We start from the raw sequence: 19,150 nt of genomic DNA, 5'->3' as shown, positions 1-19,150 counted from the left end.
CTATCCTCAGATCCGGGTTGCGAGAAGGCAGCCGTCGTGCTGAACGATGGCCTTGAAGGAGGAAGTGAGAACGGTTGAGGTCTCACGCTCGACGATGACGGCGGGGCCCTTGATCACGTCGCCGGACTTCAGGCCGGTGCGCTCGTGAATGCCGGCTTCGAGATAGGCGCCTTGGGAGGCCTCGAACAGGCGTCGGGTCTTGCCCGGCTGCACGATATTGCCTTCGGCGACGGAGGGAATGCGTTCGACCGGCGGGAGCGGCGAACTCGCCTTGACCGACCAGCTGACGATCTCGATATCGAGACCCTCGATGGCGCGGCCGAAGAAGCGCTCATATTCCTTTTCGAAAGAGGCCGCGATCGTCTCGGCGCTCGCAGGGTCGAAATTGTCGTCGGCAAGCGGGACCGGGATATCCCAGCCCTGCCCGGCATAGCGCATGAACAGCGTGCGCTCGATCACCGGGGAGCCTGTGTCGAGCCCGCCTTCGACAAAGCCGAGTGCTTCGGCCTTCATGGCTTGCAGCAGGCGGTTGGCCTCTAAATATTCGAAATTCGACAGGCTGAAGACGGCGCTGCGGACGGATTCGTAGCCGAACGGCGCCTTGAGGAAACCGATCGCGGAACCGACGCCGGCGCCCGGCGGAACGAGGAAGGTCGAGATCCCCATCTTTTCGCAGAGGCGTGCGGCATGCAGCGGTCCTGCGCCACCGAAGGTGATCATGGTGAAATCAGAAATGTTCTTGCCGTTCTCGACGGTGTGGACGCGGCCGGCATTGGCCATGTTCTCGTCGACCATTTCGCACGTGCCGTAAGCGGAAGCCTCCGGGTCGAGGCCGATGACCGCGCCGATATCGTCGCTCATCGCCTGGCGGCTCGCCTCGACGGAAAGCGGGATCGCGCCGCCCGCGAAATTGGCGGGATCGAGCTTGCCGAGGATCAGGTCCGCATCGGTCACGGTGGGGTTCTTGCCGCCGCGCTGATAACAGGCTGGGCCTGGCTCGGAGGCTGCCGAATGCGGGCCGACGCGGATCTGGCGCATTGCGTCGACCGAAGCGATCGAACCGCCGCCTGCGCCGATTTCGACCATCTCGACGACGGGGATGGAAATCGGCATGCCGGATCCCTTGCGGAACCGATAGGTGCGCGCGACCTCGAAAGTCTTGGCCGTCTTCGGTACCTGGTTTTCGATCAGGCAGATCTTGGCAGTCGTGCCGCCCATGTCGAAGGAAAGAACCGTATCGAGACCGTATTGACGAGCGATGTCGGCCGCGAAGATCGCGCCGCCCGCCGGACCGGATTCGACGAGGCGCACCGGAAATTCGGAGGCGCTCTCCACCGAGACGATCCCACCGCCGGAGTGGATCATGAAGACCGGGCAGCGGACGCCGATATCCTTCAGCGACACGACGAGACGGTCGAGATAGGATTTGATCGCCGGCTTGACGTAAGCATTGGCACAGACCGTGTTGAAGCGCTCGAATTCGCGCATTTGCGGAGAAACCTCCGACGAGATCGAAACGGAGAGGCCAGGAAGGCGCTTTAGGATCGCGTCGCGGACGGCGATCTCGTGTGCGCCATTGGCATAGGCATGAATGAAGCCGATCGCGACACTTTCATAGCCGCCTGCCGCGACCTTCTCGACGACGGCTGCAACCGAAGCATTGTCCAGATCAAGCAGAACCTTGCCCGCCGCATCGATACGCTCACGCACGACGAAGCGGTCGGCGCGCGCGATGAGAGCCGGCGGCAGGGAAATATTGAGATCATATTGCTCGAAACGGTTCTCGGTGCGCATCTCGAGCACGTCGCGAAAACCTTCCGTCGTCACGAAGGCGGTCCTGGCGCCGCGCCGCTCGATCAGCGCGTTGGTGGCGAGCGTCGTCCCGTGAATGAGGATGCCGATCTCTGAAAGAGCGATGCCCGCCATGTCGGCGACGGCCTTCACACCCTTGAGGATCGCCCTCTCCGGCGCCGTATAGTCCGTCAGGATCTTCGTCGAGTGAAGCGTCCCGTCGAGGTCGAGAGCGATATCCGTAAAGGTGCCGCCGATATCGACGCCCACCCGGCAGTTTCGTGGCGTGCTGCTCACCGTCTTGTTCCCCGCTTTCTTAACGTTCGAGGCCGCGCTTGCGCGATCATCGATCCTGCCATTCTTCACTGTTGCAAGCGATGCCGCAACATTTCCGCTTGACGGTTTTCGTATATGTCACTTATCATATAAGTGTCAATTAAGAAAAGGACCGGAAATCTCGAAAATCGCTCTTCGCAGCGGCTGAGACAAAGAGAATTTACCTAACGAAAATAATAGCTTCACCTTCAAGGCGAAGCATGAACACGGACTGAACCGCGTCGAGAACCACTAAAAACCAGAGAGCTTCAACCAGAGGGAAAAACACATGAAATCCATATCGAGACTTCTTAGCGCCACCGCCGTCGCCTCCGCCTTGCTGTTTTCCAACGCTTTGGCGGCCGACACGATCAAGATCGGCGTCGCCGGCCCCTTTACCGGCGCCAATGCGACCTTTGGCGAGCAGGTATTCAGCGGTGTGTCCGCCTACGTCACCGTCGTCAACGCGTCGGGCGGCATCAACGGCAAGAAGATTGAACTGGTGAAGGGTGACGACGCCTGCGAACCGAAGCAGGCCGTTGCCGTCGCCAATCGTTTCGTGGACCAGGACAAGGTCCAGGCGGTGATCGGGCATTTCTGCTCGTCCAACACGATCCCTGCTTCCGAAATCTACAATGATGCCGGCATCCTCGAAATGACGCCGTCCTCCACCAATCCGACCGTCACCGATCGCGGTTTCGACAATCTGTTTCGTGGCTGCGGCCGTGACGACCAGCAGGCCGTCGTCGCCGGCAGCTTCATTCTGGATACGCTGAAGCGGGACAAGATCGCCCTCATCCATGACAAGGACACCTATGGCCAGGGCCTGGTGGACGCCGTCAAGAAGACGATCGAAGCGCGCGGAATCAAGCCTGTGATGTACGAAGGCCTGACCCGTGGCGAACGTGACTTCAATGCGCTCGTCACCAAGATCAAGAGCTCCGGCGCCAACGCCGTGTACTTCGGCGGTCTCATTCCCGAAGGCGGCCCACTGATCCGCCAGCTCAAGGAGCAGGGTGTCGACGTGGTCATCGTCAGCGGTGACGCGTTCGCCCAGACGGAACTGGTCGCGGCAGCCGGCGGCGCTGAGAACCTCAAGAACGTCTATTATTCGGCAACACCGGATCCGCTGGCGGATCCCTCCACGCAGGGCGTCCAGGACGCGCTGAAGAAAGCCAACATCACGCCGGCAAACTACGTGCTCTATGGCTATGCCAATGCGCAGGCCGTCGTTGCCGCGCTGAAGGCCGGCGACGAACTGAAGGCCCAGGCCGACTATCTCCGCAGCAACACCGTCGATTCCGCCATCGGCAAGATCACTTGGGACGCCAAGGGCGACATCAAGGACTTCAAGTTCGTTTTCTACAACTTCGACGACAAGGGAACCCCTGTCTTGGTGAAGTAAGGCATTTTGCCCGAGCCGGCCGGACCTAAAGCTTGTCGCGCAAAAGTGTGCAGCGGTTTTGCGGTAGCGACATGCGGAAAAATAAAGACCTAAAGCGCGATCAGAGACGCTGAAAGATCGCGACGCGCTTTAGGTTCGGCCGGCTTATCCATCCCCGAAAACCATAAGAGGGGTTCGCCATGGACTTTTACATCCTGGTTCAACAATTGTTCAATGGCATCACGCTGGGGACGATCTACGGCCTGATCGCGGTCGGATACACCATGGTCTACGGCGTCATCCGGATGATCAATTTCGCCCATGGCGACGTCTATATGGTATCGGCCTATATCGCCGCCATCACGCTTGCCGTCCTTGGCTATTTCGGCGTTCAGTCGGTTCCCTTCGCCTTGATATCCGTGCTGGTGATCAGCTGCGCAATCACGGCCGTCTATGGCTGGGTGATCGAGCGCGTCGCCTATCGGCCGCTTCGCGGCTCGACCAAGCTTGCTCCGCTGATATCGGCCATCGGCATCTCGCTGATGCTGCAGAGCTACGTCCAGATCGCCCAGGGCGCGCGCGACCAGGGTGTGCCGACGCTCATCCAGGGGGCGTTTCGCATCGGTAACGATACCCAGTTCGCGCAGATCACCTACATGCAGACGGTGATCCTGTTCGCGTCGCTGATCGCCATGGGCGTGCTGACCTATGTGATCAACTACACCAGGATCGGCCGCGAATGCCGCGCCACCCAGCAGAATATCCGGATCTCCGCGATACTCGGGGTCAACACCGACCGGATCATTTCGACAGTGTTCGTGATGGGCGCGGCCACTGCCGCCGTCGGCGGCACGCTCGTCACCTTCAACTACGGCTCCTTCAACTTCTTCATCGGCTTTGTCATGGGCATCAAGGCCTTCACGGCCGCGGTTCTCGGCGGAATCGGCTCGCTGCCCGGCGCCGTGCTAGGCGGCATCGTCCTCGGCCTGACCGAGGCTCTCTTCGCCGGCTATGTCAGCACCGACTACAAGGACGTCTTCGCCTTCGCATTGCTCATCACCCTTCTGTTTTTCCGACCCTATGGCCTGCTTGGCCGACCGGAAATCCAGAAAGTCTGAGGAGGAGCAAGAAACCATGGAATCCAACCGCCTTCGGGTGCTCTTCAAGGAAGCGCTCCTCACTTTTACGGTCTCCCTCATCCTGTTCGGCCCGATCTCAGGGCTGGTGCTCGAGGGATTTTCGTTCACGAACGAACTGATGCGCGCGGTACTGCTGGCGGCCGTCGTCACGGCAGGACGTCTAGCGCTCTCGCTGTTCCAGATCAGCAGCCCCGGTCGAAAACTCACCCGGCGCATGGCCGGAAACGGTGCCGGCGTGACCGTCATGACCGGCAAGGAGAGGTCGCCGGTGCTGGTCCTTTCCCTGTTGTTTCTCGCAGGGCTGAGTCTGCCGCTTTTCGCGGACAAGTACTTCCTGGGTATCGCGATTCTTGCCCTGATATACTGCCTTCTCGGCCTGGGGCTTAACATCGTCGTCGGGCTTGCTGGCCTGCTCGACCTCGGCTACGTCGCCTTCTACGCCGTGGGCGCCTATCTCCTGGCGCTCGGATCGCAATATCTCGGGATCGGCTTCTGGGGCGCTCTGGTGCTCGCCCCATTCCTGGCCGGCCTCTTCGGCATGATCCTCGCCTTTCCCGTTCTGAAGATGCATGGCGACTATCTTGCCATCGTGACGCTCGGATTCGGCGAGATCATTCGTCTGGTGTTGAACAACTGGCTGGAATTCACCGGCGGGCCGAACGGCGCCCCGGTTCCGGCACCCACCTTCCTCGGCCTCGAATTCACCCGTACCGCCAAACAGGGTGGCGTTCCCATTCATGAATATCTGGGCATCGCCTACAGCGCGGACTACCGGTTCTGGTTTCTCTATTTCGTGCTGTTTCTTGTCGTCTGCTTCGTCATCTACGCCGTGGAGCGACTGCGCGTCATCCCTCTCGGCCGCATGTGGGAAGCGCTGCGGGAAGACGAGATCGCCTGCCGTTCGCTCGGCGTCAATCACGTCTTCACAAAGCTCACGGCCTTCATGCTCGGCGCCTCCACGGGCGGCCTCGCCGGCGTCTTCTTCGCCGCACAACAGGGTTTCGTGAACCCGACCTCTTTCACCTTCTTCGAATCCGCGCTGATCCTCGCCATCGTCGTCCTTGGCGGCCTCGGATCGACGGCGGGCGTCATCTCGGCCGCACTCGTTCTCACCATTCTTCCGGAGCTTCTGCGTGAGTTCGCCGAATACCGCGTTCTGGTCTTCGGTATCCTGATGGTGGTGATGATGATCTGGAAACCGCGCGGCCTGGTCCGCATCAAGCGCCCGGCATTCTTTCCGAGCTCGATGAAAGAAGGCATCGGCAGCGAACTGTCCTTTGAGGGCAAGGCGGAGGCGGGACGATGAACGGACCCATCCTCGAAGTACAGAATGTCACCATGCGTTTCGGCGGCATCGTCGCCAACCGGGACGTCAGCTTCTCGGTCGAACGCGGCGCGGTCACCGCCCTGATCGGTCCCAACGGCGCCGGCAAGACGACGATGTTCAACTGCATCACCGGATTCTATCGCTCCAGCGAAGGCCGCATCATGCTGAACGGACGCGATGGTCCGACGGATATCGGCCAGTTGGTGACCAAACCGATGACCGGCGGCTCGCATCTCGTGACGCGCGCCGGGATTGCCAGGACGTTCCAGAACATCCGCCTGTTCAAGGAAATGTCGGTCATCGAGAACCTTCTGATCGCCCAACACCTCGCCACCCGCAACAACATCCTCAGTGGCGTTTTCCGGACCCGGGCGTTCCGCAAGGCCGAGGCAGAGGCTGTCGACCGGGCCTATCACTGGCTGGGGCAGATGAAGCTTGCCGAAGACGCCAACCGCCTGGCCGGCGAACTGCCTTACGGCCGGCAGCGCCGCGTCGAGATCGCCCGCGCCATGTGCACGGGCCCGAGCCTCATATGCCTCGACGAACCGGCTGCCGGCCTCAACCCTTCCGAAACGCTGGATCTAGCCGAGGTCATCCAACGGCTTTGTGCCGATCACAAGCAGACGGTTCTCGTCATCGAGCACGACATGGGTCTCGTCATGCGCATTTCGAACCACATCGTCGTGCTCGATCATGGCGAGGTGATCTCCGACGGCACGCCGCAGCATGTCGCCAACGATCCGGCCGTCGTCGCCGCTTATCTCGGGGTCAGCGAAGAGGAGGTCCAAGCATGAGCCAGTCGTCCGACATGCAGGTACCGCTTCTCGAATTCGCCGGCGTTCATGCCCATTACGGCCCGGTAGAAGCGCTGAAGGCGGTGAACGTCCATATCTCAGCCGGCGAGATCGTCAGCCTGATCGGCGCAAACGGCGCCGGCAAGACCACGCTGCTTTCCTCCATCTTCGGGGCGCCGCGTGCCTCATCCGGCAAGATACTGCATCGTGGCGAAGACATCTCGCAGATGCCGACCAGCAGGATTTCCAGGCGCGGCATAGCGCTCGTTCCGGAAGGTCGCCAGATCTACCAGGAGATGTCGGTCGAAGAGAATATGATGATGGGCACGACGCCGATCGGCATGGCCCACTTCGAAGAAGACCGGAACACCATGTTCGAGCTCTTCCCGCGCCTCAAGGAGCGTCGAAATCAGACCGCCGGCACCATGTCGGGCGGCGAACAGCAGATGCTCGCCATCGCCCGCGCCATGATGGCGCGGCCGGAACTGATCCTGTTCGACGAACCGTCGCTCGGCTTGGCGCCGCTGATCGTCAAGCGCGTTTTCGAGGTTTTGCGGGAAATCGCCGCAATGGGCAAAACGATATTTCTCGTCGAGCAGAATGCCAACCATGCACTGAAGCTTTCGCAGCGAGCCTATGTCATGGTCAACGGCCGTATCCACCTCTCCGGCGAAAGCGCCGCCCTCCTCGACAACCAAGACGTCCGCAAAGCCTATCTCGGACTGCACTGAACAAGGGGCTTTCCGGGCATGGTCATGGTCAATCTGCCGACGGCCGGCGTAGACTTCCACGTGCTGCTCGGCGGCCGCAAGGGATCGTTCCTTCGGTCCGCGCGAACAGGGCCGAGCGGTGCAGCAAACCGGCGTCACGCACCATGCATAAGGACGGGGTCAGCGCGGATGCCGTCCGGAGGACTTACCCCGAAGAACGGTCATCTGCTCTTGCTGCACTTCATTTTCATCGTTCAAAACGGCTTGCCAAAGCCTGTTGCCGAGCCGAAGCGACACCCGTTTCGTCCCCTCGTGTTCAGCAGTACCGATTTCCACGGAGCTGACGACGGAGCCATGGCGCATGTGGCGGCGAAGATCGGCCAGCGACAATCCGAACCGCTTCGCGAGCTCCGATGATTCCAGGATAAAATCGCCATTTGAATCGCGCTCGATCAGCACCGACTTTTTCTCCAGCTACGTTCCACGCTCACCGCTCAGGCCACCGCCGGAATCGCATTGTCCTCCTTTGGCAGCAGTCGCGCCACTGCGCTCAGGAGATCCGTCTGCGATATCAGGCCAAGGATCCGGTAGTCGTCGTCGACGATGATGACGGCATGCGTGCGACCGTCCGTCAGAACAGGCAACAGCGACAGAGCAGAATCCGAAGGTCTGGCCACCGCCGGCCTCGAGATCGCGTGCGCGATGGTCTCGGTGCTCATGGACAATTCCCGCAAGCCGACGGCGCCGACGAGGCGGCCCTCCGGATCCTTCACCGGCAAGGTGCGGATATTGTGCTTCAAGAGAAGATGCCGTGCAGCATCCGGTTCCGAGGCTTCGCCAATGGCGATCACGTCACGCGACATGATATCGGCACAGCTGATCTTGCCGTTTGAGCGGATGGCCGCTTGCAGTTCGACCTGCTGCAACAGCCGGCCGAGGTCTGCCCGATCGATATCGAAGGTTTCGTCGAGCGCTTCGAGGGCCGCATCGACATCCTCTTCGCGGAAACCCACCCGCACGGCAGATGGCAGGTCCACTGTCTGATGGGTGTTCTCCGCGGGTTTCGGAACGACGTGCGGATAATTCCGCTTGGAAAGCTTGTGGAACAACAGGCCAAGGCCGACGAGGATGCAGGAGTTCAAAGCGACGGGCACGAAGGGAAAAAGAAATCCCCAGCCGGCAACGACAGGGCCGCCGAGCACGGCGGTCAGTGCGGCGGCTCCTCCCGGTGGATGCAGGCAGCGCGTGAAGGACATCGCGCCGATGGCAAGCGAAACGCCGACGCCTGTCGCGATGATCGGATCGCGAATGAAATAGGCGGCAATGATCCCCATCAGGGCGGAAATCGTATTGCCGCCGATGATCGACCAAGGCTGCGCAAGCGGACTTGCCGGCACCGCGAAAAGAAGCACCGCGGACGCCCCCATCGGCGCGACGATCAGGGGAAGATGCGGCCCCTGGCCGAACAGATAGCCGCTGATGACGCCGGTGAGACCAATGGCCAGCAAAGCGCCGAGACATCCAATCAATCGCTCTCGTAAGGTCGCACCGGCCAGAATAGGTGAAAACAAACGGAAGCGGCGGAAGCGGCTCGGTCCCACCTTCGGGGAAACGGGATACTGCATGACAAGACCAATTTTAAGCGAGGATTATCTGGCGGCGAAGGAGGAAGACGTTCAGGCTAGTTTGTTGCCAGCCTGATATCTCTGCCCCTTGTCGCGCTGAGGACTTCGTGGAATGCGTTGAACGCGCTTGGACGATCATTCCTGCGGTAGACGAGCAGCGTATCGACAGGCCCGAGCTGATGGGTCTGGACAGGCGTCGGCCAGTGCATGAGATCAAGGACGGATCGCGGCATGACGCCGGCCGTATTGCCCGTCGCAACGCTCGCCAAGATCGCGTGGTAGGAGCCGAGTTCGCTCGTCGGCAGGGTGCTCGATTTGCGCGCCCAGTTTTCGGCGATCCGGCGATAGGTGCAGCCGGGTTCCAAAGCGGCGAGTGATCCGACACGCAGGTCTGCGGCTGACTTGATCGAGGGATGCCCGGACGGCAACACGATCAACAGGTCTTCGACGAAGACCGGCTCCATTTCGAGCGCCTTGAGTTCGGCATCGAAGCTCGAGTCTTCCTCGCGCATAGTCTTCGGTGGACGGGCAATCAGCGCGCAATCCAGTGCATCAGAGAGAACGTCGCGGATCAGATCGCGGGACGCCCCCATCGTCAGATGAAGCGACACCTCCGGCCACATCTGATTGAATTGCGTGAGCGCCGCCGGCAGCCTGCTTGCCGCCGTGCTCTCCATGGTACCGACCCGCAATGTCCCGGATGGGGCGAGAGGCCGCACGGCCTGGCGCGCTTCGAGCGCAAGCGCCATAAGCCGGTTGGCATAGGCGAGAAACGTCCCGCCCTCGCGCGTCAACGTCATCTTCTTGCCGTCACGGCTGAAGAGGGAAACGCCGAGGTCCTCCTCCAATTGCTGGACGCGCGTCGTCACATTCGACGGCGCCCGCCCTACGGCCTTGGCAGCCTTGGTAACACTGCGGTCGCTGGCAACGGCGAGGAATATCTCGATCGATGAAAGGTCCAATGAAAGGATCTCGTTTGCGGAATTAAGACGATAGATAATTCTCTATATAAAAATCATTGCGTGAGCTCAAGCCGGTTTCGGCATCGGACGAAAAACATGAGCCCAAGCAGACGAGCGATTGCCGAAAAAAGGGTCGCGACGCCGAGGAAATAGCCATGCAAGCCGCGACATCCTCTGTCGGATGACGTTTTGAGGGTTTGAGGCTGGCATGAGGTTTGCATGTTTAGGGCTATCCGCGGATCGATCGGCGACGACCCTATGTTGCAACTTGTCTTGACCTGTCTTCTTCTGAGCGTCGCTTCAGGCTTGAGCATGCGGCGTTTTCTTCTGCCGTATTTCCCAGGCGGCGATCTCGCCGAGAAATCTGCCCCTGTGACAATCGTCGCAAGCGCCGTCTTTCTGGCGGCAATCGCTTTCACCGTCTCCGATCAAGATCTCTGGGCAAAATCCGTCATCCTGATGCTCGGCCTTTCGCTGGCAGCCATGTTCGACGATGCGAGACCCAGGCTGACGATCGCTCTCTCCGCAATCAGTCTGGCAGCCTACCTCGGGCTGCGTTCGATCGGCTGAGCATCCAACCATCACGCAAACAGATCAGTGGCGATTGAACACCGCAACTTATCGCCGGTGTCGAAGCCCAATCGAGGCGACTGCATCCACCGACGAAATCATTCGTCAACAGAGCCACATCTCACAACCTGAAACATCTCCCGACGGGGGAAGAGGAAGAGTTCGCGCAATACGAGAAAATGATCTCTATTGAAGAATATTCTTCTGCTGCTATTCTGTATTATAGAACATTCGCCGCGGCACGCTGGGATCGCAGCAAGCAGAAATCGGACCTCTCGCGATCGGTGTCTCTCGACTCCAGGAAATCGAGACCATCGATCCCAGGAGCTGATCGTGACCGATGCCGAAAGCCGGTTTCGTAACGACAACGGCTCCCGTGCCGCACGGATGTTCGAGTTGCGCTGACGATGAGGAGGCGAGTGGCGATCATGGACAACGACCCGGCAGGAAAAATCTGGTCGGAATGGTATGCCTGGCATCCTGTCTTGCCGATCGATGACTCCGTGTTCTGGCTCGAGACCGTATACCGCCGGGAAAGCCCGGAAGGTCTCTGGCAATATCGTTCGTTCCGGCCCGAATTTGAACGCCGGCAGGCTCTGATCGACATACCGGTCTGTCCCGGCGCTTAGAGCAATTCCAGGAAAAGTGCGAAGCGGTTTTCCGTCCGGAATTGCGTAAAAACAAAAGGATAGAGCGGTTCTGCGCTTCCGTTAAAAGCTGAACCGCTCTAGAATCCGACAACGATCGCCAGGTAGGCCTGCGTCAACCGAGTGCCTGACTGACGAGTGCATAGGTTCTCGGCTCGTGCGCCGCCTGATGTCCCGGAACCGGAAGCCAAGGGCCGCCGAGCGACATGGTCGTCACGATGTCGTAAACGGGAAGACCGCAGCGAGAGAGGAAATCGGAAAAGGTCCCGCCCTGCTCGCGTGTGTCGAGGCGCAGGAACGCTCCTGCATGCTCGGCGGCATGTGGGCGGACGACGGCGATCGCGTCTGCGTCACTGCCCGCCACAATAGGACCGATGACATGGCCACGCCCAAACCGCCGGCAAAGCGAGAAAGCCTCGATCCTGCCGGCACGGGTTAACACGATGCCTTTGGAATTTGCCATCAACCGGGCCAGGAGCAGCTTGCGATCGGTGCCGAAGGCCACGCAGTCCAATTCGGCGATCGCTTCCAGATCGCCGAATTGGATTGCCCGTATTACAGCACCGGACGGCAGCTCCACATCCGGCGGCGATATCGCTTCGCCCTGGCATTGAAAGACGAGTGCCTCGCGAACAAAGTTCAGGGAACGATAGAGACGTCGCGCCGCGCGCGTGGCATTCAGCCCGAGGTTGCGCCCGGCGACCTGCTCCAGCGCGTGGCCCATGAGCCATTGCCCGGCGCCATTGGTTTGAAGACGCGGCGAGGTGATGACCATACCGATCGTTGCAAATTGGGCATCGTAGGGAAACCACATCGCAGAGCCCAGGATGCGACCGATGTCATCGATCGCCACGATGCCCTGGCCGAATTCCCGCAAGAACTGCCAGTCTTCGCCACGATGCGGCCAGGCGACGGTCATCGACAGCGCATGCAACTTGTCGAGAGCGACGCTGTCGATCCCGGCAATGTGCGTCTCGAAACTGTCGACGAACCTGGATTCGGATGTCAGTTCGCTCACTCCCACCCCCTGCCGCATTTTTCTGGCCAAGCCTGCGCCCGGAAACTTCTCTGACCAGACTAGAACAGATCGTTCGATACAATTCACTGGTTGGGCCGGCGCAAACACAACAATCGACCAAATCCGCTGCGCTTTCGGCAAATAAAGCCTGGACCGTCCTCTAAAGTCATTGACTAGGCCCGACCGGCCGCAGTCGCCGTTCACCGTGAGCCTGGAATGTCGCCTCCCGTCAGCCCAGTTGCAAGCACCCTCAAAGATCCCCGCACTGTGAGGAATCCCATGCAGGCAATTGAAATTCTCGAAAGGCTCGTTGGCTTCCCCTCCGTCGTCGGCACGCCGAACGGCGAGATCGTCGCGTGGATCCGGCACTATCTGCAAAGCCACGGCGCTGTCGTCACCGAGCTTCCCGGCCCGGAAGGCGATCGGTCGAACCTCTTCGCCACGATCGGCCCGAAGGAAACGCCGGGCTATATCCTCTCAGGCCATATGGACGTGGTCCCCGCCGCCGAAAGCGGCTGGACCAGCGATCCGTTCCGCCTGCGCGCCGAAACGGACCGCCTCTACGGTCGCGGCGCCACCGACATGAAGGGTTTCCTGGCCGCCGTTCTCGCCGCCGTCCCGGCGCTTGCGGCCATGCCACTTCGTCAGTCCATCCACCTTGCCTTTTCCTATGATGAAGAGGCCGGCTGCCGCGGCGTGCCGCACATGATCGCCCGCCTGCCGGAGCTCTGTGCAGCCCCGCTCGGTGCAATCATCGGCGAGCCGAGCGGCATGCGGGCGATCCGCGCCCACAAGGGCAAGGCCGCCGCCCGGCTGACGGTCAGGGGCCGGTCCGGCCATTCCTCGCGCCCGGACCAGGGACTGAACGCAATCCATGCCATCACCGATGTTCTGGCCTGCGCTCGCGCCGAAGCCGAACAGCTCGCCTCCGGCCCGTTCGAGCATGTCTTCGAACCGCCCTACTCCTCCCTTCAGGTCGGCACGCTGAAGGGCGGCCAGGCAGTCAACATCATTCCCGACAGTTGCGAGGCCGAGTTCGAAGCGCGGGCTATTTCCGGCGTCGATCCAGTCACGCTGCTGGCGCCGCTCCGAGTGGCGGCCGAGGCGCTGTCGCAGTTCGGCTTTCAGGTGGAATGGCGCGAATTTAGCGCCTATCCGGCACTTTCGCTTGCCGCCGATGCGCCGCTTGCGACACTGCTTGGCGAGCTGACCGGCATCGAGCCGCTCGCCGCCGTCAGCTTCGGCACGGAGGCCGGCCTTTTCCAGCGCGCAGGCATCGACGCGATCATCTGCGGCCCTGGCGACATCGGCCGCGCCCACAAGCCGGACGAATTCATCCTCACCGGCGAACTGCTCGCCTGCCAGGCGATGGTCGAGGCGCTTGGCCGCCGATGCGCCTGATGACATCCGATCAAGGAGCCGACGCAATGACCTTTCTCTTCAATTCCGACGCGAAGCGCGGCGCCATCTTCGCCGAAGCCTTCGCGCGCGAATTGCCCGACATTGCCTTCTCCATGGATCCCAAGTCGGTCGAAGCGGACGCCGTGCGCTACCTGATCACCTGGACCGTGCCGGATGATCTCGCGCGCTATCGCAATCTCGAAATCCTCTTTTCGATCGGCGCCGGCATCGACCAGTTCCGCATCGATGCCGTGCCAGCATCGGTCAAGGTCGTGCGCATGGTCGAGGACGGCATCATCAGGATGATGCAGGAATATGTGACGCTGGCCGTACTTGCGCTCCATCGCGACTTGCCGACCTATCTCGACCAGCAGCGGCGCCGGACCTGGCAGACGACCGCGCCGGTACAGGCCTCGGATCGCCGCATCGGCGTGCTCGGGCTCGGCATGCTTGGAAGCGCGGTGCTCGAGCGTCTACAGCCCTTCGGTTTTCCGCTTTGCGGCTGGAGCCGCAGCCCGCGCGAGATCGACGGCATCCGATGCCTCAGCGGCCGCGACGGCCTCGATACCCTGCTTGCAACCACCGACATTCTCATCTGCCTGCTGCCGCTGACGGATGAGACGCGCGGCTTTCTGAATGCCGGGCTCTTCGCCAGATTGCCGGCCGGCGCTGCGCTCGTCCATGTCGGTCGCGGCGCTCAGCTCGATCATCAGGCGCTCGTCGACGCGCTCGACACCAGACATCTATCCGGCGCCGTCGTCGACGTCACCGAGCCGGAACCGCTGCCTCAGGACCACGCCTTCTGGAACCATCCGAAGATCCTGCTGACGCCGCACATTGCAAGCGTCACCCAAGCTGAAACCGCCGCGGCGGCCGTGATCGGCAACATCAAGCGGCACCAGGCAGGCCTCGATCCGATCGGACTGATCGATCGCAGCCGCGGCTACTGAGCTCTCAACCTAGGAAAGCAAAATCATGTCCCTCCTCAAGACGATCGACACCAACCCGACCTTCGCGCCGCGCGAGTCCGGTCCACTGCCAGAACGGCTGATCTCGGGCAATCCTGCCTTCAAGACCTGGGCGCAGGACGTCGCCCGCGGCGAGACGGTTCATAGCGGCGTGTGGGAAGCGACACCCGGCGAGACGCGCTCGATCAAGGGTGAGACGTTCGAGTTCTGCCACATCCTTTCCGGCCTGATCGAACTCACGCCGGAAGGCGGCGAACCGGTGGTCTACAAGGCCGGCGACAGCTTCGTCATGAAGCCGGGCTTCGTTGGCGTCTGGAAGACGATCGAGACGGTGCGCAAGATCTACGTCACCGTGTCGTGATGCCGACGCCGTAGATTTGACTGCCGCAGCGGCGAAAACGCAATTTTTCGCCGCTGCGGCATCACCGGTCGATGCATGCTGCTCGCATTCCCCAGTTAGGCTTGCCTCAGCCCATCCCGAGGACATGCGATGACACTCAGCTTCGATCCGAACACGATATCCCTGCCCGTCGGACATTTCATTGGCGGGCGGCTGGTTCCGGCCGAGGCCGTCATCGACATGCATCGCCCATCCGACGGCAAGGCTTATGCCGGCTGTCCGCTGGCCGACGAAGCCCTTGTCGATCACGCCGTCGAAACGGCCAGGACCGCATTGAAGACGAGCAATTGGGGCGGCATGCGGCCGCGCGAGCGCACCGTGGCGCTGCAGCGCTGGGCGGACCTGATCGAAGCCGAGGCGGAGACCCTCGCCAGGCTCGAGGCGCTCTCCTCGACACGACCCATCGGTCATCTCGTCGCCGGCGACATCGCCGTCACCGCCGAACAGATCCGCTTCTTTGCCGAGTTCGCCGACAAGGAAGGCGGCGACCTCGTTCCGACCGACGATGCGAACTTCGGCATGATCATGACGGAACCCTATGGCGTCGTCGGCGCCATCACGCCCTGGAATTTTCCCTTGTCCATGGCCGGCTGGAAGCTTGGTCCGGCACTGGCGGCAGGCAATGCAGTGGTGTTGAAGCCGTCGGAAATGACGCCGTTTTCGACGCTCTATCTTGCCGAACTTTCGGTGCGAGCCGGCCTGCCGGCCGGTCTCGTCAACGTCGTGCTCGGCGACGGCCCGACCACCGGAAATGCCATCACCGGACATCCCGGCATTTCCAAGGTCAGCTTCACCGGCTCGACGGCGGCCGGCACGGCGATCATGACCAATATCGCCCGCACCGGCGTCAAGCCGATGACGCTGGAACTCGGCGGCAAAAGCCCGCAACTGGTCTTCGCCGATGCCGATCTCGAGCTTGCGGCGGGCGCAATCGCCGGCAGCATTCTCTCCAACGCCGGTCAGGCCTGCGTATGTGGATCCCGCCTCATCGTCGAGGCGACGGTGGCGGACGAACTCGCGGCAGCGCTCGTCGAGAGGCTGGCGGCCATCCGCCCCGGCCCCACCTGGGACGAGGCGACCGATTATTCGCCGGTCATCTCCGAACGCCAGATCGCCCGCATGGACGGCATCATCCGCGCCGCCATCGACGACGGCGCCGAGTGCCTCACCGGTGGCCGCCGCCTCGACCGCGAGGGCTATTTCTACGCACCGACCCTGATTTCCGGCGTGACGGCAACGTCGCCGGCGGTTCTCGAGGAAATCTTCGGACCGGTGCTGACCATTCAGACCTTCGAGGACGAGGAGGAAGCGCTGGGGCTGGCCGACCATCCGGCCTATGGGCTCGCCGCCGGCCTCTTCACCCGCGACCTCTCGCGTGCCATCCGCGTGACCCGCCGCCTTCAGGCCGGCACCGTCTGGGTCAACCGCTACGGTCGCTCGCGCGACCATATCCTGCCGACCGGCGGCTATAAGCAGTCCGGCATCGGCAAGGATCTCGGCCGCGATGCCTATCTCGCCAACCGCAAGAGCAAGAGTGTGCTCATCAGCCTGTGAGGACCTGCGATGAAAACCTACAAGATCGCCCTTCTGCCTGGAGACGGCATCGGCCGCGACGTGACGGCAGCAGCCTGGGCCGTGCTCGAAAAGGCGGCTCAATCGAACGGATTTTCTCTTGATGCAACCAGCTATCCCTGGTCCTGCGACTACTATCTGGAGAACGGCAGCATGATGCCCGCCGATGGCATCGAAACGCTCAGGTCCTTCGATGCCATCCTGCTCGGTGCCGTCGGCTGGCCTCGTAAGGTACCGGATTCAGTGTCGCTGCATGGGCTTCTGTTGCCGATCCGCAAGGCTTTCGTGCAATATGCCAATATCCGCCCGCATCGGCTGCTGCCGGGTGTGCAGGGGCCGTTAAGGGCTGACGGCTTCGACATCCTCTGCATTCGTGAAAACACCGAAGGCGAATATTCCGGTGCCGGTGGCCGCGTCCACCAGGGCACCGATAATGAGGTAGCGGTCGAGACCTCGATTTTCACCCGCAATGGGGTTGAGCGCATCCTGCGTTTCGGCTTTGAGCAAGCGCGTGCGCGCAGCGGCAAGCTTGCCTCGGTGACGAAGTCCAACGCCCAGAAATATTCGATGGTCTTCTGGGACGAGATCACCCAGAAGCTTTCTGCGGAATATCCCGATGTCGAGGTGACCAGCTATCATATCGACGCCATAGCCGCCCGCATGGTCATGGCGCCTGATAGTCTCGACGTCGTGGTCGCCTCCAACCTGTTCGGCGATATCCTGACCGACCTCGGCGCTGCCATCCAGGGCGGGCTCGGCTTTGCGGCTTCCGCCAATATCAATCCCGATCGCTCGGCGCCATCGATGTTCGAACCGGTCCACGGCTCGGCGCCCGATATCGCTGATCTCGGCATCGCCAATCCGATCGCCGCCATCTGGTCGGGCGCGATGATGCTCGAGCATTTGGGAGAAGCGGCTGCCGCCGCAAGGGTGATGGCCGCAATCGAGGCGACGACGGCACGCGGCATCGGCGCAATTCCCGGCAAGGACAAGACCGACGCGATCACGGCATCGGTGCTTTCGGCACTTGGCTGATCAATGGGGCTGATCAATGGAGAACAGAATGAACAGATTAAGGGATAGCGGCCTGTTTCGTGAGCAAGGGCTGATCGACGGAGAATGGCGCGGGGCCGCAGCCGGACGCGCGATCGAGGTGATCGACCCGGCGACGCAGCATATGCTGGGCACAGTGCCCGACATGGACGGAGCCGATACGAGGGCGGCAATCGCCGCAGCGGAAAAGGCCTTTGGTCCATGGCGCGCAAAGACCAATGCCGAGCGCGGCGCATTGCTGGAGGCCTGGCATGATCTGATGCTCGACAATATCGAGGATCTGGCGCTGATCCTCACCAGCGAGCAGGGCAAGCCACTAACGGAAGCGCGCGGCGAAATCCGCTATGGCGCCTCGTTCATCAAATGGTTCTCCGAGGAGGCGCGCCGCATCGGCGGAACGACCATTCCGTCACCGACGACCGACCGGCGGATCGTCGTTCTGAAGGAGCCTGTCGGCGTGTCGGCGATCATCACGCCGTGGAATTTTCCGAATGCGATGATCACCCGCAAGGTTGGGCCAGCGCTCGCCGCAGGCTGCACCGTCGTCATCAAGCCATCGGACCTGACCCCCTATTCGGCGCTGGCGCTCGGCGTATTGGCAGAGCGCGCCGGCATCCCGAAGGGCGTCATCAATATCGTCACCGGCATGCCGGCCGGCATCGGCGACGAGCTGATGGCCAACCAGACCGTCCGCAAGATCTCTTTCACCGGCTCGACCCGCGTCGGCTCGCTGCTGATGCGCGGCGCGGCCGACAGCGTCAAGCGGCTCAGCCTCGAACTCGGCGGCAACGCGCCGTTCATCGTCTTCGATGACGCCGATCTCGATCTTGCCGTGGAAGGCGCAATCGCATCGAAATTCCGCAATGGCGGGCAGACCTGCGTTTGCGCCAACCGCCTTCTCGTCCAGTCCGGTGTCTATGAGGCCTTTGCCGCCAAACTTTCCGCACGCGTATCGGCCATGAAGGTCGGGGCCGGCACGGATGCCGGTACGGATATCGGGCCGATGATCAACAAGGCGGCGATCGAGAAGATCAAGCGTCATGTCGACGATGCGGTGGAAAAGGGAGCGAGGATCCTCGCCACCGCGGGTTCCGTGCCTGAAGGCGATCAATATGCGGTGCCGATGGTGCTCGGCGGTGCGACGACCGAGATGCAGCTTGCCAGCGAAGAGACCTTCGGCCCCGTTGCCCCGCTTTTCCGTTTCGACAACGAGGAAGAGGCGATCCGCATCGCCAACGCCACGCCCTTCGGCCTTGCGGCCTATTTCTACACCGAGAGCCTGAAACGCTCCTGGCGTGTCGCTGAAGCGCTCGAATTCGGGATGGTCGGCCTGAACACAGGGGCCATTTCGACCGAGGTCGCTCCCTTCGGCGGCGTCAAGCAGTCCGGCCTCGGCCGTGAAGGCGCGCAATGCGGCATCGACGAATATCTGGAAATGAAGAGCTTCCACATCGGTGGGCTCAACTGACCAGCG

At 61.7% G+C, this 19,150-nt stretch carries 18 protein-coding genes; 13 read left to right on the top strand and 5 right to left on the bottom strand.

Annotated features, from left to right (window positions below; genetic code table 11):
- Positions 1-6 precede the first annotated feature (6 nt).
- Positions 7-2,088, bottom strand: a complete 2,082-nt coding sequence (locus tag ACD590_RS29000) for a hydantoinase/oxoprolinase family protein (RefSeq protein WP_283186648.1) — start codon at positions 2,086-2,088, stop codon at positions 7-9.
- A 307-nt stretch (positions 2,089-2,395) separates the two neighbouring features.
- Between ACD590_RS29000 and ACD590_RS28995 the strand changes: the two genes are divergently transcribed.
- The 5 genes from ACD590_RS28995 (at position 2,396) to ACD590_RS28975 (ending at position 7,481) form a co-directional block, all read left to right on the top strand.
- A complete protein-coding gene (locus ACD590_RS28995) occupies positions 2,396-3,511 on the top strand; it encodes an ABC transporter substrate-binding protein (RefSeq protein WP_130653630.1) in 1,116 nt (371 codons plus the stop codon).
- A gap of 179 nt (positions 3,512-3,690) precedes the next feature.
- Positions 3,691-4,608, top strand: a complete 918-nt coding sequence (locus tag ACD590_RS28990; RefSeq protein WP_018445064.1) for an ABC transporter permease subunit — start codon at positions 3,691-3,693, stop codon at positions 4,606-4,608.
- A gap of 16 nt (positions 4,609-4,624) precedes the next feature.
- Positions 4,625-5,935 carry a high-affinity branched-chain amino acid ABC transporter permease LivM gene (gene livM / locus ACD590_RS28985; RefSeq protein WP_130653631.1) on the top strand — a complete coding sequence of 437 codons (1,311 nt, stop codon included), beginning with the start codon at positions 4,625-4,627 and terminating at the stop codon, positions 5,933-5,935.
- Complete coding sequence (locus tag ACD590_RS28980) at positions 5,932-6,750, top strand: ABC transporter ATP-binding protein (protein WP_130653632.1); 819 nt, start codon at positions 5,932-5,934, stop codon at positions 6,748-6,750. The genes livM and ACD590_RS28980 overlap by 4 nt, the downstream gene beginning before the upstream one ends.
- Complete coding sequence (locus tag ACD590_RS28975; protein ID WP_155295844.1) at positions 6,747-7,481, top strand: ABC transporter ATP-binding protein; 735 nt, start codon at positions 6,747-6,749, stop codon at positions 7,479-7,481. The genes ACD590_RS28980 and ACD590_RS28975 overlap by 4 nt, the downstream gene beginning before the upstream one ends.
- A 159-nt stretch (positions 7,482-7,640) precedes the next feature.
- On the opposite strand, the gene ACD590_RS28970 is transcribed toward ACD590_RS28975, so the two are convergent.
- Genes ACD590_RS28970 through ACD590_RS28960 form a run of 3 tightly spaced genes read right to left on the bottom strand, consistent with a single transcriptional unit; the run spans position 7,641 to position 10,047 of the window.
- Entirely contained in the window at positions 7,641-7,919 is a 279-nt protein-coding gene (locus ACD590_RS28970; protein WP_018445068.1) for a DUF6522 family protein, read from the bottom strand.
- 35 nt (positions 7,920-7,954) lie between these two features.
- Positions 7,955-9,085, bottom strand: coding sequence for an HPP family protein (locus ACD590_RS28965; RefSeq protein ID WP_130653633.1), 1,131 nt, complete (start codon positions 9,083-9,085; stop codon positions 7,955-7,957).
- 56 nt (positions 9,086-9,141) lie between these two features.
- Positions 9,142-10,047 (bottom strand): LysR substrate-binding domain-containing protein, encoded by a 906-nt coding sequence (locus tag ACD590_RS28960; RefSeq protein ID WP_210069490.1) that lies wholly within the window; start codon positions 10,045-10,047, stop codon positions 9,142-9,144.
- A 258-nt stretch (positions 10,048-10,305) separates the two neighbouring features.
- On the opposite strand from ACD590_RS28960, the gene ACD590_RS28955 reads away from it, so the two are divergent.
- On the top strand, positions 10,306-10,617 hold the full coding sequence (locus tag ACD590_RS28955) for a hypothetical protein (protein WP_018245969.1): 312 nt from the start codon (positions 10,306-10,308) through the stop codon (positions 10,615-10,617).
- 428 nt (positions 10,618-11,045) lie between these two features.
- Positions 11,046-11,246 (top strand): hypothetical protein, encoded by a 201-nt coding sequence (locus ACD590_RS28950; protein WP_026188725.1) that lies wholly within the window; start codon positions 11,046-11,048, stop codon positions 11,244-11,246.
- A 133-nt stretch (positions 11,247-11,379) separates the two neighbouring features.
- Here the strand turns inward: ACD590_RS28950 and ACD590_RS28945 are convergent, their stop codons facing one another.
- Entirely contained in the window at positions 11,380-12,300 is a 921-nt protein-coding gene (locus ACD590_RS28945) for a GNAT family N-acetyltransferase (RefSeq protein ID WP_439004066.1), read from the bottom strand.
- Between the two features lie 261 nt (positions 12,301-12,561).
- On the opposite strand from ACD590_RS28945, the gene argE reads away from it, so the two are divergent.
- From argE to ACD590_RS28915, 6 genes are all read left to right on the top strand, one after another.
- Positions 12,562-13,683, top strand: a complete 1,122-nt coding sequence (gene argE / locus ACD590_RS28940) for an acetylornithine deacetylase (RefSeq protein ID WP_439003973.1) — start codon at positions 12,562-12,564, stop codon at positions 13,681-13,683.
- A gap of 26 nt (positions 13,684-13,709) precedes the next feature.
- A complete protein-coding gene (locus ACD590_RS28935; RefSeq protein ID WP_439003972.1) occupies positions 13,710-14,633 on the top strand; it encodes a 2-hydroxyacid dehydrogenase in 924 nt (307 codons plus the stop codon).
- Between the two features lie 25 nt (positions 14,634-14,658).
- The gene (locus ACD590_RS28930) at positions 14,659-15,012 is read left to right on the top strand and encodes a cupin domain-containing protein (RefSeq protein ID WP_112907287.1); all 354 of its coding nucleotides are present in this window, start codon (positions 14,659-14,661) and stop codon (positions 15,010-15,012) included.
- 129 nt (positions 15,013-15,141) lie between these two features.
- Positions 15,142-16,605, top strand: a complete 1,464-nt coding sequence (locus tag ACD590_RS28925; RefSeq protein WP_112907289.1) for an aldehyde dehydrogenase family protein — start codon at positions 15,142-15,144, stop codon at positions 16,603-16,605.
- A gap of 9 nt (positions 16,606-16,614) precedes the next feature.
- Entirely contained in the window at positions 16,615-17,658 is a 1,044-nt protein-coding gene (locus ACD590_RS28920; protein ID WP_439003971.1) for a tartrate dehydrogenase, read from the top strand.
- Between the two features lie 28 nt (positions 17,659-17,686).
- On the top strand, positions 17,687-19,144 hold the full coding sequence (locus tag ACD590_RS28915; protein ID WP_439003970.1) for an NAD-dependent succinate-semialdehyde dehydrogenase: 1,458 nt from the start codon (positions 17,687-17,689) through the stop codon (positions 19,142-19,144).
- Positions 19,145-19,150 lie beyond the last annotated feature (6 nt).

The organism is Rhizobium sp. 862_C5_N1_2 (assembly GCF_051811205.1).
Classification (GTDB): Bacteria; Pseudomonadota; Alphaproteobacteria; order Rhizobiales; family Rhizobiaceae; genus Rhizobium; species Rhizobium leguminosarum.
Note: the sequence above shows the minus strand (reverse complement) of the source record. Positions and strands in the feature narration are given on the sequence as shown.